This window comes from Streptomyces typhae (assembly GCF_009755605.1).
Lineage (GTDB): Bacteria > Actinomycetota > Actinomycetes > Streptomycetales > Streptomycetaceae > Streptomyces > Streptomyces typhae.
This window is the reverse complement of the sequence record NZ_WPNZ01000001.1, coordinates 341,911-357,432: the sequence shown is the minus strand read 5'-3', so window position 1 is coordinate 357,432 and position 15,522 is coordinate 341,911. Positions and strand designations below refer to the sequence as shown.

Sequence of the window (15,522 nt, the reverse complement as noted above, 5' to 3'; positions counted from 1 at the left end):
TCGTCATACTGCGTGACTCAGAGCTTTCACCTGAGGGGGAAACTTGCTCAGACAAGTGCGGAAAGCAAACAGACCGGTCGGCGGCCGACGTGTCGCCGCGGCCGGTGTCGCCACCGCCGCTGCCGTGGCGCTCGCGGCGGGCATGACCAGCCCGGCGGGCGCCGTCCCGGACGACCACCGCGTGACCGGCACGGTGGCGGACGACGTCCGGGTGCCGGTCCGGCACCACATCACGCTCCTCACGGGGGACCGCGTCACCGTCGACACCACGGGACGCGTCACCGCCTTCGACCCCGCAAAGGGCCGTGAGCGGATACCCGTGCACACCTCCCGGCGCGACGGGCACACGCTCGTCGTCCCCGCCGACGCCCAGCGCCTGATCGCCGACGGCACGCTCGACCAGCGTCTGTTCGACATCACCGAGCTGAGCAAGAAGGCCAACCGCACCGCCCAGAAGCAGGGCCTGAAGGTCATCGTCAGCTACAAGGGCGCCGCCGCGGGCGCCAAGGCCGACGTGCGCGAGGCGGGCGGCACCGAGCTCCGCCGCTCCCTGAAGACCCTCAACGCCGACGCGGTGCTCACGCCCAAGCGGGACGCGGGCAAGCTGTGGCAGGCCCTGACGGCCGAGCGGGACGGGGCGCGCACCACCGCCGCCGGCATCAGCCGCGTCTGGCTGGACGGCGTGCGCAGCGCCAACCTCGACAAGAGCGTCAAGCAGATCGGCGCGCCCACGGCCTGGGACGCCGGGTACGACGGCAAGGGCGTCAAGATCGCCGTCCTGGACACCGGCGTCGACGCCACCCACCCCGACCTCAAGGACCAGGTCGTCGCCGCCGAGGACTTCACGCCCTCGCCCGACACCAAGGACCGCGTCGGCCACGGCACCCACGTCGCCTCCACCGCGGCGGGCACGGGCGCCAAGAACGGCGCCTACAAGGGCGTCGCGCCCGGCGCCAAGATCCTCAACGGCAAGGTGCTCGGCGACACCGGCTCCGGTGACGACTCCGGGATCATCGCGGGCATCGACTGGGCCGCCGCCCAGGGCGCCGACGTCGTCAACCTGAGCCTCGGCGGCCTCGACACCCCCGGTGTCGACCCGCTGGAGGCCCAGATAGACAAGGTCTCCGCCGAGAAGGGCATCCTCTTCGCCGTCTCCGCGGGCAACTCGGGGTCGCCGGGCTCCGTCGGCTCGCCCGGCAGCGCGGACGCCGCCCTGACCGTCGGCGCCGTCGACGACGCCGACAAGCTCGCCCGGTTCTCCAGCCGGGGCCCGCGCGTCGGCGACGGCGCGATCAAGCCCGACGTGACCGCGCCCGGCGTCGACATCACCGCGGCCGCCGCCCCCGGCAGCGAGATCGAGAAGGAGGTCGGCCAGAACCCCGAGGGCTATCTGACGATCTCCGGTACGTCGATGGCCGCCCCGCACGTCGCGGGCGCCGCCGCCCTGCTCAAGCAGCAGCACCCGGACTGGAAGCAGCCCGAGCTGAAGGGCGCGCTCGCCGCCTCCACGAAGCCCGGCAAGTACACCGCCTTCCAGCAGGGCTCCGGGCGCGTCGCCGTGGACCGGGCCATCAAGCAGACGGTCGTCGCGGACCCGGTCTCCATCAGCTTCGGCACCCAGCTGTGGCCGCACACCGACGACAAGCCCGTCACCAAGAAGCTCACCTACCGCAACCTCGGCAAGGAGGAGGTCACCCTCGACCTCACCGCCGAGACTCTCGACCCCCAGGGCAAGCCCGCCCCCGACGGCTTCTTCACCCTCGGCGCGAAGAAGGTGACCGTCCCCGCGGGCGGCACCGCCTCCGTCGACGTGACGGCCGACACCCGGCTCGGCTCCACCGTGGACGGCGCCTACTCCGCGTACATCGTGGCGAACGGCGGCGGCCAGAGCGTCCGCACCGCCGCCGCCGTCGACCGCGAGGTCGAGTCGTACGACCTGACGGTCGAGCACATCGGCCGCGACGGGAAGCCCGCGCCGTACACCAACACCACGATCGGCGGCCTGGCCGGCCTCGGCAAGGGCCTGTGGCTGCCGGTGCACGACCCGTCGGGAACCGCGAAGCTGCGGGTGCCCAAGGGCACGTACGCCCTGGACGCCGCTGTCTTCGTCGACCCCGTCGACAGCACCAAGGGCATCGACTGGGTGGTGCAGCCGAAGCTGACCGTCGACAAGGCGGCCAAGGTCACGGTGGACGCGCGCACCGCCAAGCCGGTCGACATCAGCGTGCCGTCGTCCGCCGCCAGGGCGGAGTTCGCCTCGCCCTCGTACGGGATCACCGTCGGCGACTACTCGTCCTCCTCGGGCTGGCTCCTCGACACCTACGACGGGTTCCGCAGCGCGCACCTCGGCCCGCAGTTCACCGGCGGCACGCTCTTCCAGCAGTGGGACGGGCACTGGTCCCGGGGTGAGAAGGCGCAGTACGACACCGTCTCCGGCGGCCCCGTCAAGCAGCTCGCGACCGGTTACACCAAGGACTACCGCGAAGCCGACTTCGCCACGGTGAAGGCGGGCCTCGGGGCGTCCTCCAGCGGCAAGAAGGGCGCGGTCGCGGCGTTCGGCGAGCTGCCCCAGGGCATCGGCGGCAGCGCGATCAGCATCCCGCAGAAGACACCGAGCACCCGCACCCTCTACCTGTCCACGCTCGACAAGGTCACCTGGGGCCTGGAGTTCGAGCAGCAGGGCGGGGTGGACCCGGACGGCTGGCCGGTCGTCGACGCCTTCTACACCCTGGGCAAGCCGCAGGCGTTCACCGGCGGCAAGACGTACACGAAGACGTTCAACACCGCCGTCTTCGGGCCGCGCGTCGGCGGCAGCTACGGCGTCTCCCGCGAGGGCGACAAGATCACCGGCTCCCTGCCGCTGTTCGCCGACGGCAAGACCCACGCGGGCGGCTCCACATACAGCTCGGTGAAGACGACCCTGACGCGGAACGGCGACCTGGTCGGCGAGAACGACGACCCGCTGACCGGCGAGAAGAGCTTCAAGGTCCCGGCCGGCGACGCCGAGTACAAGCTGTCGACGTCGGTGCGGCGCGGGGTCGCGGTGTCCGCCGCCTCCACGCGGGTCGACGCCAGCTGGACCTTCCGCTCGAAGCGGGCGACCGCCGTCACCGAGCTGCCGGTCTCCGGCGTGCGCTTCAACGCGGCCGTCGGCCTCGACAGCCGGGCCCCCGCGGGCGCCAAGCAGTCGGTGCCGGTGACGGTTCAGGGCGCCGCGGCCGGTGACCAGCTCAAGTCGCTGTACACGTACGTCAGCTACGACTACGGGCAGACGTGGGAGCAGGTGAAGGTCAAGAACGGCAAGATCGAGGTCAAGAACCCCGAGCAGGGCAAGGGGATCTCGTTCCACGCCAAGATCACGGACAAGAAGGGCAACAAGTCCACGGTCTCGATCTACAACGCGTACTACGGGAAGTGACCCGCCCCCCGGGTGCCGGGACCTTCCTGAGTACCGGAGTACTCCTGGGCCCCGGGAAGTGATCTTCCCGGGGACCCGCTCCTGAGCCCGAGCCGGTACGCAGGCCGGGCACCGGGCAGCACGCCGCGCGGCGCCGGACGGACTCGGCGCCGCGCGGTCGGATGCGGGCCGCTAGCGGTGCGCCGGGCGTTCGACACCCCAGCTGGACAGCAGCGCGAGCCCTTCCGCCGACGGCGACGCCGGTTCCGCGTGGTACGTCACCAGGGACTGGTCGTGGTCGTCGGGCAGGCGCAGCACCTCGAACGACAGGGTCAGCTCGCCCACCACGGGGTGCCGCAGCCGCTTCACGCCGTGGCTCTTCTCCTTCACGTCGTGGGTGGCCCACAGGCCCCGGAACTCCGGGCTCTTCACGGAGAGCTCGCCGACCAGGGCGGAGAGCCTCGGGTCGTCGGGGTAGCAGCCCGCCTCCATGCGCAGGAAGCTGACGATGTCCGACGCCTTCTGCTCCCACGTCTCGTGGAACAGCTCGCGCATCGACGCGTTCAGGAACGTGAGCCGCGCCCAGTTCCGCTCCTCGCGCGGCAGCTCCCCCCAGTCGCCGAAGAGCGCCGCCGCCATCCTGTTCCAGCCGAGGATCTCCGAGCGGCGGCCGAGGAGGTAGGCGGGCACGCCCTCCATCGCGTCCATCAGATGCTGCAACTCGGGCCGCAGGTGCTGGGCGCGGGTGGCCTTCTTCTTCTTGTGCGCGGTCGGCTTCGCCAGGTGCGTGAGGTGCGCGTGCTCGGCCTCGCTCAGGCGCAGGGCCCGCGCGATGGAGTCGAGGACCTCGCCCGACACGTTGCGGCCGTTGCCCTGTTCCAGGCGGGTGTAGTACGCCACCGACACCCCGGCGAGCTGCGCCAGCTCCTCGCGTCGCAGGCCCGGGACGCGCCGGTGCCTGCCGTAGCTCGGCAGGCCCACGTCGTGGGGCTGGAGGCGGGCCCTGCGGGTGCGCAGGAACTCGCTCAGCTCGGCGCGCGGGTCTAGGGTCTCCGGCTGCTCCTGCCGCTGCCCGTGTCCCTGCCGCTGCTCCTGCCAATGCCCTTGCTCCAACCCCTGCCGCTGCGGGGCGGTGGCGGGAGTCTCGGCGGGATGGCCCGCGGGCGCGTTCTCGTCCATACGTCCAGTATCCGGCCTCCTCCGGGCACCGGCCTGTCCCTGGCAGTAGTAGGCAGAGCAGTGGTACGCACAGCCGTGCCACGCCCCCCGTACGTAGGCACGATGGAGTGCTGGGTGACTGTTTGCCCAGGTGACAGCCTCGAAGTCATGACCGCACAGACTCTGAACGTACCTGCCTACGCTGCCGCGTCCGCCAAGGCGCCGCTGGAGCGCACGACCATCGAGCGGCGGCCCGTCGGCCCGTCCGACGTCCTCATAGACGTCAAGTACGCCGGTATCTGCCACTCCGACATCCACCAGGCCCGCGACGGCTGGGGCGAGGGCATCTTCCCGATGGTGCCGGGCCACGAGATCGCCGGTGTGGTCGCGGAGGTCGGCGCCGACGTCACCAAGTACAAGGTCGGTGACCGCGTCGGCGTCGGCTGCATGGTCGACTCCTGCCGCGCGTGCGCGAACTGCCTGGCCGGACAGGAGCAGTACTGCGACAAGGGCAACATCCAGACGTACAACGCCCTCGACAAGAACGGTGAGCCCACCCTCGGCGGCTACTCCGCGAAGATCGTCGTCGACGAGGCCTTCACGCTGCGCATCCCCGACGGCCTCTCCCTGGACGTGGCCGCGCCGCTGCTCTGCGCGGGCATCACCACGTACTCGCCGCTCGCCCACTGGAACGCGGGCCCCGGCAAGAAGGTGGCCGTCGTCGGGCTCGGCGGCCTCGGCCACATGGCCGTCAAGATCGCGCACGCCATGGGGGCCGAGGTGACCGTCCTGTCGCAGTCCCTGCGCAAGAAGGACGACGGCCTGCGCCTCGGCGCCGACCACTACTACGCGACCAGCGACGACAGCACCTTCGAGCAGCTCGCGGGCTCCTTCGACCTGATCGTCTCCACGGTCTCCGCGCCGCTGCCGTTCGACCGGTACCTGGGCCTGCTCAAGACGGACGGCGCCCTGGTGAACGTCGGCGCCCCCGAGGAGCCCGTCTCGCTGAACCTCTTCCCCCTGATGCTCCAGCGCAGGACCCTCGCGGGCTCCGCCATCGGCGGCATCGGGGAGACCCAGGAGATGCTGGACTTCTGTGCCGAGCACGGCCTCGGCGCCGAGATCGAGCTGATTCCGGCCGAGCGGATCAACGAGGCGTACGAGCGGGTGCTCGCCAGCGATGTGCGGTACCGCTTCGTGATCGACGCGTCGACGATCTGACGCCGCCGGTCCGGCGGACGGCTGCGGCGGCCGGAATTCGTCTGCGACCACGGGCCTAGGGCACGGAGCGCAGCGGGCACCGACCCGCCGACCGATGTCCGGGCCGGGGGCGCGGACCTACCGTGGTCGATGTCAGGCAGTGACTACGAGGAGGTCCGCACGATGACCATCGAGTTGAACCACACGATTGTCGCGGCCGAGGACAAGAAGGCCTCGGCGCAGTTCCTCGCCGACATCCTTGGTCTCGAAGTCGGCCCGCAGTACGGTCCGTTCATCCCGGTGACCATCCCCAACGGCGTCACGCTCGACTACTACGAGGGCGACGGCGAGCCGTTCGTGGCGCAGCACTACGCCTTCCTGGTCTCCGACGCGGAGTTCGACGCGATCTTCGGGCGCATCAAGGACCGCGGTCTCACATACTGGGCCGACCCGTACCACAAGCTGGAGAACCAGATCAACACGAACGACGGCGGCCGGGGCGTGTACTGGGACGACCCGAACGGCCACAAGCTGGAGATCCTCACCAAGCCGTACGGGTCGGGGGAGTAGGGGCGGGACCTCCGGGGGGAGGGGAGGGGGAGGGGGCGAGCCGAGGCGCCTCCTCCCTTATCCGTAGAGGTGCCCCTCCCTCATCCGTATGGAGGTACCCCCGCGCCGGGCCTCCCGGCTGCCGACCGCCTCTCCGCTTCCGGGACCACGTGTGAATCCGTTGCGCCCGGGAACGGGCGCAACAGGGAATCGTCGCCTTGCCGCTCCCCAGGGGGCGGCTTAATTTTGCGGCGGCACAGCTTTCTCCCGGTCGTCAGGAGGGGACAGGGTTCATGGCGAGAGGCTCTCCACGCGGAACGGCCCGGCGCCCCGGCGGGCAGGAGCAGGACGCGGTGCCCAAGGGCCGCTCCGCGGCGACCGACCGCATGGCGCGCACGCTCCTGCGCCGCCGCAAGAAGTCGCTGAGCCCCGAGGACGTCACGGTCTCCGACCAGCCGATGGTGCGGCGCGCGGTGTCGGCCGCCGCGCTCGGCAACACCATGGAGTGGTTCGACTTCGGCGTCTACGCCTATCTGGCGGGCACGCTCGGCAAGGTCTTCTTCCCGTCGAGCTCGCCCGGCGCCCAGGTCGTCTCCACCTTCGCCACCTTCGCCGCCGCCTTCGTCGTACGACCCCTCGGCGGGCTCGTCTTCGGGCCGCTCGGCGACCGCATCGGCCGGCAGCGCGTACTCGCCGCGACCATGATCATGATGGCGGCCAGCACCTTCGCGGTCGGCTTCCTGCCGTCGTACGCCTCGATCGGCTTCGCCGCCCCGCTGCTGCTCCTGCTGTGCCGCCTCGTCCAGGGCTTCTCCACCGGCGGCGAGTACGCGGGCGCCACCACCTACATCGCCGAGTACGCGCCCGACCAGCGGCGCGGATTCCTCGGCAGCTGGCTCGACTTCGGCACCTTCGTGGGCTACTCCCTCGGCTCGGGCCTGGTCACCGTCCTGACGCTGACGCTCGGCTCGGACGGCCTGGAGAGCTGGGGCTGGCGCATCCCGTTCTTCATCGCGGGCCCCCTCGGCATCATCGGCCTCTACATGCGCCTGAAGCTGGAGGAGACCCCCGCCTTCAAGCAGGAGGTCGCCTCCGCGGCGGAGGCCTCTTCCGCGGCGGCCTCTTCCGCGGCGGCCGGGCGGGGGGACGGCGGCGAGCGGGGCGGCGGTGAGCAGGGCGGCAACAAGCAGGGCGGCGACGAGCAGGGCGGCGACCCCGTGGAGGAGGCCCGCCAGTCCGGCAAGGGCCGCCTCAAGGAGATCTTCACCCGGCACTGGCAGGCGGTCCTCATCTGCATGGGCCTGGTGCTGCTCTACAACGTCACCAACTACATGGTCACGTCGTACCTGCCGACGTTCATGACGGTGACCCTCGGCGAGAGCGACACCACGGCGCAGCTCCTCGTGCTCGGCACCATGCTGCTCGTCGCGCTCGCCATCACCACCGTGGGCCGCGGCTCCGACCGGTGGGGCAGGCGCCCGATGTTCATGGGCGGCAGCATCGCCATGATCATCCTGGCGGTGCCCGCGTTCCTCCTTATCCGGGAGGGCGGCATCCTCTTCCCCGCGTTCGGCTGTGTGATCCTCGGGCTGCTCCTGGTGTGCTTCGCCGGTACGGCGGCGGCCACCCTGCCCGCGCTGTTCCCGACCCGGCTGCGGTACGGCGCGCTGTCGATCGCCTTCAACATCTCCGTGTCCCTGTTCGGAGGCACCACCCCGCTGTTCGCCTCGTTCCTGGTCGAGCAGACCGGCAACACCCTCATCCCCGGCTACTACCTGGTGGTGGCCGGAGTGATCGGTCTGGTGTCGACGTTCTTCCTGCACGAGACGGCGGGACAGCCGCTGCGCGGCTCGGGCCCGATGGTCGAGACGGAGGACGAGGCCCGCGAGGTGGTCGCCCGCAGCCGCGTCGAGGAGGGCCGGCACGCCCGGGACCTCTGGCTGCGGCTGTGGCATCCCCGCGGGGGCGGCGGGAAGGCGTCGAAGTCCGGCAGGCGGTCCGGTGAACGGGAACGCGAACGGGACGAGTGACCTGCTTCCCGCCCTGCCCTCAGGAGCCGGCCAGGAACCCGAGGACCAGGGGTGTGGCGACGTCCGCGAACTCCTCGAAGTAGGCGTGCCGGGCGCCGGGCAGGAGCTGTGTCCTGGCGGCCGGTACGCGGCCCGCGATGAGGGCGGCGTTCGCGGTCGGGTTGAAGGTGTCGTCGCCGCCGTGCACGACGAGCGTCGGCGCCTCGATCCGCGTGAGCGCGTCCCACGCGTCGTGCCGGGCGCTGGCGCGCAGATGGCGGCGGCGGGCGTGCGCGGGCATGCCGGGGTCGCCGAGGGTGGTGAACTCCGTCTGTCCCGCGGCTTCCCGTGCGGCGATCCACGCGGGCGTGTACATCAGCTCCAGGAGCACGCGCCGGGCCGCGGCCGGGTCGGCCTGCGCGAGCGCCCGCCGCACCTTTGGCCCGCGCTCGACGCCGTGCGGCGCCCCCGGCGACGTACAGCCGAGCACGAGCCGCCCGACCCGGTCCGGGTGGTCGGCGGCGAGCCACTGCGCGACCCGGCCGCCCATCGAGGTCCCGTACACGTGCGCACGCCCGATCCCGGCGTCGTCGAGGACGGCCAGCACGTCGGCGGCGAACCCGCGGGTGCTGTAGGTGTCGGTGTCGGGCCTCTCGCTCTCGCCGGTCCCGCGCCAGTCGACGGTGACGGTCGTGTACGCGGCGGCGAAGTCCGCGACCACGGGGTCCCACCACCGCCGGCTGTTGGACTGCCCGCTGAGCAGCACCAGGGGTTCACCGGTGCCGCGCAGCTCGTAGTGCAGGGCGGTGCCGTCGGGGGCGTACGCGTGCGGCATGGCTGGGTGGGCGTCCTGGTTCCGGTCCGGGTGCGGGGCGGCGGGGTGCGGCGGCGGGGTGCGGCGGCGAGGTGCGGCGGCAGCGCGCTCAGGCGCCGTCGGCGGCCTTGGCGACGCCGATCGGGCAGCTCACGCCGGTGCCTCCGATGCCGCAGTAGCCGCCCGGGTTCTTGTCCAGGTACTGCTGGTGGTGGGCCTCGGCGGGCCAGAACGTGCGGCCCTCGGCGGGCAGCAGCGCCGTGGTGATCGTGCCGTGGCCGGAGGCGGTCAGGACCTGCTGGTAGGCGTCGCGGGACGCGACGGCCGCGGCTTCCTGGGCGGGGGAGTGGGTGTAGATCGCGGAGCGGTACTGCGTGCCCACGTCGTTGCCCTGGCGGAAGCCCTGGGTCGGGTCGTGCGACTCCCAGAAGAGCTTGAGCAGCTCGGCGTAGGTGACCTTCGCCGGGTCGAAGACGACGCGGACGGCCTCCGCGTGGCCGGTGAGGCCGGAGCAGACCTCTTCGTAGGCGGGGTTCTCGGTGTATCCGCCCTGGTAGCCGACGAGGGTCGTCCAGACGCCGTCCGTCTGCCAGAACTTGCGCTCGGCTCCCCAGAAGCAGCCGAGCGCGAAGTCGGCCACCTCCAGGCCCTCGGGGTAGGGGCCGACCAGCGGGTTGCCGAGGACGGTGTGCGCCGAGGGCACCTCGAACTCGGGCGTCGCGCGGCCCTTCAGGGCCTCCTCGGGCGTGGGGAGCACGGGCGTGCGGCCGAAGATCATGTGCTTCTCTCCTCGTGGCGGGGCGTGGGGCGCGGCAGGGCTGCCCGTAGGGGGAACGACGGGGCGGCCGGGGACATTCCTGCCGGTCACGCGGGGCGCCCGGTGTTGTTCGGCGGGGGCTGGGGCTGGAGCTGGCGCTGGGGTCGAGGCTGGGGTCGGGGCGGCTCCGGGTCGGCTCAGTGGGGGAGCGTGGCCGGGCTGCCGCCGTTGGCCTCGTACCCCGCGACGGCCAGGGCGCGGTAGACCGCGTAGTCCGCCGCCGGGTCGCCCGACACGGTCCACGGCAGCGCGCCCACGTGGCCGTCGACGTGCACGAGCTGGTGCATCGCCTCGCCCCAGCGCTCGCAGCGGACCAGGAAGAACACCAGGAGATGGCGGACGTGCGCCAGCATCGGGTCGCCCGCGCGGGCCGTGTGCACCGCGAACTGGGCGCCCTCGATCGCCTTCGTCACGACCTCGCTCTCGTAGAACCCGCGGACCAGATTGACCTCCGGCAGGTGCTCGTACACCGCGAACAGCGGGAGCGCGGCGAGCAGCGAGCCCTGCGGGGCGCGCGTCGCCGCGGCCTCCGCGAAGGAGTACGCCTCCTCGCGGGTGCCGTGCCACTTCTCGCACCAGTAGTGCAGCGCCGCCAGATGCGCCCCCATGTGCGCCGGGGCGCGGTCCAGGATCTTCAGCCACAGCTGCTCGAACTCCGCGCGCGGGTACGCGAGGCCACGCGCGATGGACAGTTCCACGATGTACGGGATCGGGTCGCCGGGGGAGAGCAGGGCCGCCTGCCCGCAGGCCTCCTTGGCCTCCTCCAGGATGATCCGGAACTCGTCCGTCCCCGGGGTCGCGGTGCGCCAGGCCTGCTGCACCAGGAACTCCGCGTGCACCGCGGCGCCGCCCGCGTCCTTCGGGTTCTCCGCCCGCCACACCCGCAGCCACTGCCCGCCGGGGGCGTCGCTGACCCCGCCGGGCCGCTGCGCGAGCTCCAGGGAGGCGGCGCCCGCGAAGGCCTGCACGCGCTGCCAGCGCTGCTCGCCGTGCACCTCCGTGCCCGCGAGGAGCTGGGACGCGGCCCGCCAGTCCTGCGTACGCTGCACCAGGTCCAGGACCTCCAGGAGGTCGGCGTCGGGGCCCGGCATGCGGATGTCGAGCTCCTCCTGGCGCGCGAAGCCGTAGTTCGCCGGGTCCGCCGCGTCCGGGGAGCTCGGGTGCACCTGACGGATGCCGCCGCGTCTGCGCAGCAGATACGGCCCGAGGACCGCCCCGATCATGACCAGGGCCATCAGGACCCAGAGAATCTCCATACGGACAAGCGAACCAGAAGCCGGTGACAATTGGCCAACCTGGCCGTGCCCCCCGGCCGAACCGCCCGGGGCCCGGCTGCGGCCCGCCCGGCCCGGACGCCCCGCGGCGCCGCGTCGCATTACGCTCAGGCCGCATGAGTGACTCGCACAGCAGCCAGAGCTTCGAGACCGTCGCCATTCACGCGGGCAACACCGCCGACCCGCTGACCGGCGCCGTCGTCCCGCCCATCTACCAGGTGTCCACGTACAAGCAGGACGGAGTCGGCGGCCTGCGCGGCGGCTACGAGTACAGCCGCAGCGCCAACCCGACGCGCACCGCCCTGGAGGAGAACCTCGCGGCCCTCGAAGGCGGCCGCCGCGGTCTCGCCTTCGCCTCCGGGCTCGCCGCCGAGGACTGCCTGCTGCGTACGCTGCTCGGGCCCGGTGACCACGTGGTCATCCCCAACGACGCGTACGGCGGCACGTTCCGTCTGTTCGCCAAGGTCGTCTCGCGGTGGGGCGTGGAGTGGTCCGTCGCCGACACCTCCGACCCGGCCGCGGTGCGCGCCGCGATCACGCCGCGCACCAAGGCGGTGTGGGTGGAGACCCCCTCCAACCCGCTCCTCGGCATCACCGACATCGAGGCCACGGCCCAGATCGCCCGCGAGGCCGGGGCGAAGCTCGTCGTCGACAACACCTTCGCGAGCCCCTACCTCCAGCAGCCGCTCGCCCTCGGCGCCGACGTGGTCGTGCACTCCATGACGAAGTACATGGGCGGGCACTCCGACGTCGTCGGCGGCGCGCTCGTCGTCAACGACGACGCGCTCGGCGAGGAGCTGGCCTTCCACCAGAACGCGATGGGCGCCGTGGCGGGGCCCTTCGACTCCTGGCTGGTCCTGCGGGGCATCAAGACCCTCGCCGTGCGCATGGACCGGCACAGCGAGAACGCCGAGCGCGTCGTGGACGCGCTCACGCGGCACGCGCGCGTGACGAAGGTCCTCTACCCCGGGCTCGACTCGCACCCCGGCCACGAGATCGCGGCCAAGCAGATGAAGGCGTTCGGCGGCATGGTGTCCTTCCAGGTCGAGGGCGGCGAGGAAGCGGCCGTCGAGGTCTGCGACCGGGCCCGCCTGTTCACCCTCGGCGAGTCGCTCGGGGGCGTGGAGTCCCTCATCGAGCACCCGGGCCGGATGACGCACGCCTCCACCGCGGGCTCCGCCCTGGAGGTCCCCGCCGACCTGGTGCGCCTCTCCGTAGGCATCGAGAACGCCGACGACCTGCTCGCGGACCTGAAGCAGGCACTCGGCGAGTAACGCTGCGAGTACGCCCCGTTCTCGGCCGCTACCAGCGTGTGAGCGGTGGCGTGGTCCGGGACGGGGGCTCCGTCCACGGCTGGGCGTCCGCCGCCCAGACGGCGAAGGCGAGGACGGCGGCGAGCAGCAGCAGCCAGCCGAGGCGCCGCAGCACGGTGCGCCGCCGCAGCAGGACCGCGCCCCGGCGCACGGCGTCGGTGTGCAGGTCGTGCGGTACGGGCGCGGGCCCGCCGGCGTCGAGCAGCCGCCGCACGGCGGCCTCGCGGCGCTCCTGCTGGCTCATGACGGGGCCGCCTTCCCGAGCGCGGTGGGCGCCGCCGGGGGCTGCGCGGGGGAGGGTGCGGGCCCGCGCGGCGGACGCAGCACCGCGGCGACGGCCCGCGCGGAGAGCGCCCTGACCCGCTCGACGGGCAGCCCGAGCAGCGCCGCCGCCTGTTCCTCGGCCACGCCCTCGTACAGCCTGAGGACGAGTACGAGCCGCTCCTGCGGGGAGAGCCGGGCGAGCGGGCCCTCGTGCGCCCGGGGCCGCCGCCAGGCACTCCTGGCGAAACGGACGACCAGGGCGGTACGGGTACGGTCGTAGGGGTCCTCGCCGCGGAGCCGGTCCCAGGAGGCGTAGGTGGTGGCGAGCGCCCCGGTGAGCAGCGCCCGCGCGCGCGGGTCGGCACCGGGCCGCTCGCCGGTGAGCAGCGTGGCGGCATGCAGAAGACGGCCTGCCGCGCCCGCGACGAACGCTTCGAACTCCCGGGCACGGCGGGCCTGTTGGACGGCCTGCCGCTCTCGCACCGCGCCTCCCGCCGTGTTCGGATATCGGGGGGACCCGGTTTTATCTGAGGCCAGGCATGGCGCCCAGGTCAAGAGCCCTGCGCGAGCGGACTGGTCCGCTCGGGGCCCGGCCGCGGCAGTCGGCGAACCGCGGCCGGTGGCTCAGGAGTCGGCCGGAGCGACAGCGTCCGGTAGTGCCTGGGACGACTGCCGCGCCGAGAGCGCGGTGTTGAAACGGGTGAGCAGGGTCGTGAAGCTCTCCCGTTCCTCGGGAGCCCAGTCCTGCGTGAGCTCCGCCATCAGTTCACGCCGCGAGGAGCGGACCTCGTCCAGGCGGGCCTGCCCGCGCGGCGACAGCTGGAGGACGACCGCGCGGCCGTCCTCGGGGTGCGATGTGCGCTTGACCAGGCCGGTGTCGACCAGCGGAGCGACCTGGCGGGTCACCGTCGAGGAGTCGATGCCCATGCTGGCCGCTAGCGCCTTGACGCCCATGGGCCCTTCCTTGTCAAGGCGGTTGAGCAGCAGGTACGCGGCGCGATCCATGGAGTTGCGGACTTGTCCGACGCCGCCGAGACGGGTCTGCTCCGCGCGCCGCGCGAACACCGCAACCTGGTGCTGCAGCGTGTCGAGGAGGCCGGGATCGCTGGCGGTCGTCATGTCCGGAGTTGTGGGCATGGCCGGGGGCTCACTTCATGTGAAGAGTGGTGGATTGGGGGACAGAGTACGCGGCCCCGGCGCTACCCGTACCGGCGCTGCGCAAACCCGTCTCGCGGCTTGGTCACACGGAGAGGACCGTGGCGTGAACTGCGAGACTGCGGTCATGAGCTACCGCACCACTCGCTCCTTTCCGCCGGTGACGCTCGACGACGTGCGCGGCGCGCAGAAGATGCTCGTCGGCGTCTCCCGGGTCACCGCCATGGAAGGCAGCCGGCACCTGTCGCGGCTCGTCGGCGCCCCGGTGCACCTGAAGTGCGAGAACCTCCAGCGGACCGGCTCCTTCAAGCTGCGCGGCGCCTATGTGCGGATCGCCGGTCTGCTGCCAGAGGAGCGCGCCGCGGGCGTCGTCGCGGCCAGCGCGGGCAACCACGCGCAGGGCGTGGCCCTCGCCTCGTCGCTGCTCGGCGTGCGCTCGACGGTGTTCATGCCGGTCGGCGCCCCGCTGCCGAAGGTCGCGGCGACCCGGGACTACGGCGCGGAGGTCCGGCTGCGCGGGCAGGTCGTCGACGAGACGCTGGCCGCGGCGCAGGACCACGCCCGGGAGACCGGCGCCGTCTTCATCCACCCCTTCGACCACCCGGACGTCGTGGCCGGGCAGGGCACCGTGGGCCTGGAGATCCTGGAACAGTGCCCGGAGCTGCGCACCCTCGTCGTCGGCGTGGGCGGCGGCGGGCTCGCGGCGGGCATCGCCGTCGCCGTCAAGACGGTCCGTCCCGACGTGCGGCTCGTCGGCGTGCAGGCCGCGGGCTCCGCCGCGTACCCGCCCTCGCTGGCCGCGGGGCGGCCGGTGTCCGTCGACAACCCGGTGACGATGGCGGACGGGATCAAGGTGGGGCGCCCCGGGGACGTGCCGTTCCGCATCGTCGAGGAACTCGTGGACGAGATCGTCACGGTCTCCGAGGACGAGCTGTCCAGCGCCCTGCTGCTCTGCCTGGAGCGGGCGAAGCTCGTCGTCGAACCCGCGGGCGCGAGCCCGGTCGCCGCGCTCCTGAGCAACCCGGGTGCCTTCGCGGGCGGGCCCGTCGTCGCCCTGCTCTCCGGCGGCAACGTGGACCCGCTCCTGATGCAGCGCACCCTGCGCCACGGCATGGCGGCGGCGGGCCGCTACCTGTCGCTGCGGCTGCGCCTGACGGACCGGCCGGGCGCCCTCGCGACCCTGCTCGGCGTGTTGTCGGAGGTGGACGCCAACGTCCTCGACGTACGCCATGTACGCACCGACCCGCGGCTCGGCCTCACCGAGGCGGAGGTGGAGCTCCAGCTGGAGACGAAGGGACCGGAACACTGCGCCGAGGTGGGCGGGGCGTTGCGGGAGGCGGGGTATCTGGTCATCGGCTGAGGGGGCCTTCGCGGGCGGAGCGCCGGGGGCGGCGGGCTGGAGGTGATGTCCCGGGGGCGGCGTGCCGGAGGCGATGTCCCGGGGGCGTGCGGGGGTGACGCGCGCGCCGTGCGTGGATGCGTGTGCACCGAGGGGGTCCGCGGACTTCGCCGTTTCCGTTGAAGAGACGCGATGTATCGCGTTAGTGTCTTGGGTGTCGGGAAAATGGTTGG

The 15,522-nt window shown here is 72.5% G+C and carries 13 protein-coding genes; 6 read left to right on the top strand and 7 right to left on the bottom strand.

Translation table 11 applies throughout. The features are described from left to right. Positions 1-55: 55 nt before the first annotated feature. Positions 56-3,418: a S8 family peptidase gene (locus GPA10_RS01530; RefSeq protein WP_425505638.1), complete on the top strand. Its 3,363-nt coding sequence runs from the start codon at positions 56-58 to the stop codon at positions 3,416-3,418. Between the two features lie 171 nt (positions 3,419-3,589). Here GPA10_RS01530 and GPA10_RS01525 read toward each other — a convergent pair whose 3' ends face one another. After that, entirely contained in the window at positions 3,590-4,576 is a 987-nt protein-coding gene (locus tag GPA10_RS01525; RefSeq protein ID WP_157163881.1) for a helix-turn-helix transcriptional regulator, read from the bottom strand. Positions 4,577-4,723: 147 nt separating this feature from the next. Between GPA10_RS01525 and GPA10_RS01520 the strand changes: the two genes are divergently transcribed. The 3 genes from GPA10_RS01520 (at position 4,724) to GPA10_RS01510 (ending at position 8,334) form a co-directional block, all read left to right on the top strand. Further along, positions 4,724-5,776: an NAD(P)-dependent alcohol dehydrogenase gene (locus GPA10_RS01520; protein WP_058848311.1), complete on the top strand. Its 1,053-nt coding sequence runs from the start codon at positions 4,724-4,726 to the stop codon at positions 5,774-5,776. Positions 5,777-5,938: 162 nt separating this feature from the next. Beyond that, entirely contained in the window at positions 5,939-6,325 is a 387-nt protein-coding gene (locus GPA10_RS01515) for a VOC family protein (protein WP_157163880.1), read from the top strand. A gap of 365 nt (positions 6,326-6,690) precedes the next feature. Continuing rightward, positions 6,691-8,334: an MFS transporter gene (locus GPA10_RS01510; protein WP_157164172.1), complete on the top strand. Its 1,644-nt coding sequence runs from the start codon at positions 6,691-6,693 to the stop codon at positions 8,332-8,334. A 19-nt stretch (positions 8,335-8,353) separates the two neighbouring features. Here GPA10_RS01510 and GPA10_RS01505 read toward each other — a convergent pair whose 3' ends face one another. From GPA10_RS01505 to GPA10_RS01495, 3 genes are all read right to left on the bottom strand, one after another. Then, positions 8,354-9,148, bottom strand: a complete 795-nt coding sequence (locus GPA10_RS01505) for an alpha/beta fold hydrolase (RefSeq protein WP_157163879.1) — start codon at positions 9,146-9,148, stop codon at positions 8,354-8,356. Positions 9,149-9,236: 88 nt separating this feature from the next. Further along, positions 9,237-9,905, bottom strand: coding sequence for a peptide-methionine (S)-S-oxide reductase MsrA (gene msrA / locus GPA10_RS01500; RefSeq protein WP_058852764.1), 669 nt, complete (start codon positions 9,903-9,905; stop codon positions 9,237-9,239). A gap of 176 nt (positions 9,906-10,081) precedes the next feature. Continuing rightward, a complete protein-coding gene (locus GPA10_RS01495; RefSeq protein WP_157163878.1) occupies positions 10,082-11,200 on the bottom strand; it encodes a hypothetical protein in 1,119 nt (372 codons plus the stop codon). Positions 11,201-11,334: 134 nt separating this feature from the next. Here GPA10_RS01495 and GPA10_RS01490 point away from each other — a divergent pair, with 134 nt between their 5' ends. Beyond that, positions 11,335-12,492: a cystathionine gamma-synthase gene (locus GPA10_RS01490; RefSeq protein WP_058852762.1), complete on the top strand. Its 1,158-nt coding sequence runs from the start codon at positions 11,335-11,337 to the stop codon at positions 12,490-12,492. 28 nt (positions 12,493-12,520) lie between these two features. Here GPA10_RS01490 and GPA10_RS41570 read toward each other — a convergent pair whose 3' ends face one another. The 3 genes from GPA10_RS41570 to GPA10_RS01480 all read right to left on the bottom strand — a co-directional run bounded on the left by GPA10_RS41570 (position 12,521) and on the right by GPA10_RS01480 (position 13,932). Then, positions 12,521-12,775: a hypothetical protein gene (locus GPA10_RS41570; protein WP_198351480.1), complete on the bottom strand. Its 255-nt coding sequence runs from the start codon at positions 12,773-12,775 to the stop codon at positions 12,521-12,523. Further along, a complete protein-coding gene (locus GPA10_RS01485) occupies positions 12,772-13,278 on the bottom strand; it encodes a sigma factor-like helix-turn-helix DNA-binding protein (RefSeq protein ID WP_343040171.1) in 507 nt (168 codons plus the stop codon). The genes GPA10_RS41570 and GPA10_RS01485 overlap by 4 nt, the downstream gene beginning before the upstream one ends. Positions 13,279-13,419: 141 nt before the next feature. Beyond that, entirely contained in the window at positions 13,420-13,932 is a 513-nt protein-coding gene (locus tag GPA10_RS01480; RefSeq protein ID WP_058852759.1) for a MarR family winged helix-turn-helix transcriptional regulator, read from the bottom strand. 145 nt (positions 13,933-14,077) lie between these two features. Here GPA10_RS01480 and ilvA point away from each other — a divergent pair, with 145 nt between their 5' ends. Then, positions 14,078-15,310 (top strand): threonine ammonia-lyase, encoded by a 1,233-nt coding sequence (gene ilvA, locus GPA10_RS01475; protein WP_157163877.1) that lies wholly within the window; start codon positions 14,078-14,080, stop codon positions 15,308-15,310. Positions 15,311-15,522 lie beyond the last annotated feature (212 nt).

Bases quoted from the DNA above. Each gene is read 5' to 3' on its own strand.
- GPA10_RS01525 (WP_157163881.1), bottom strand. From the start codon at position 4,576: ATGGACGAGAACGCGCCCGCGGGCCATCCCGCCGAGACTCCCGCCACC.
- GPA10_RS01520 (WP_058848311.1), top strand. From the start codon at position 4,724: ATGACCGCACAGACTCTGAACGTACCTGCCTACGCTGCCGCGTCCGCC.
- GPA10_RS01515 (WP_157163880.1), top strand. From the start codon at position 5,939: ATGACCATCGAGTTGAACCACACGATTGTCGCGGCCGAGGACAAGAAG.
- GPA10_RS01510 (WP_157164172.1), top strand. From the start codon at position 6,691: ATGGCGCGCACGCTCCTGCGCCGCCGCAAGAAGTCGCTGAGCCCCGAG.
- GPA10_RS01505 (WP_157163879.1), bottom strand. From the start codon at position 9,148: ATGCCGCACGCGTACGCCCCCGACGGCACCGCCCTGCACTACGAGCTG.
- msrA (WP_058852764.1), bottom strand. From the start codon at position 9,905: ATGATCTTCGGCCGCACGCCCGTGCTCCCCACGCCCGAGGAGGCCCTG.
- GPA10_RS01495 (WP_157163878.1), bottom strand. From the start codon at position 11,200: ATGGAGATTCTCTGGGTCCTGATGGCCCTGGTCATGATCGGGGCGGTC.
- GPA10_RS01490 (WP_058852762.1), top strand. From the start codon at position 11,335: ATGAGTGACTCGCACAGCAGCCAGAGCTTCGAGACCGTCGCCATTCAC.
- GPA10_RS41570 (WP_198351480.1), bottom strand. From the start codon at position 12,775: ATGAGCCAGCAGGAGCGCCGCGAGGCCGCCGTGCGGCGGCTGCTCGAC.
- GPA10_RS01480 (WP_058852759.1), bottom strand. From the start codon at position 13,932: ATGCCCACAACTCCGGACATGACGACCGCCAGCGATCCCGGCCTCCTC.
- ilvA (WP_157163877.1), top strand. From the start codon at position 14,078: ATGAGCTACCGCACCACTCGCTCCTTTCCGCCGGTGACGCTCGACGAC.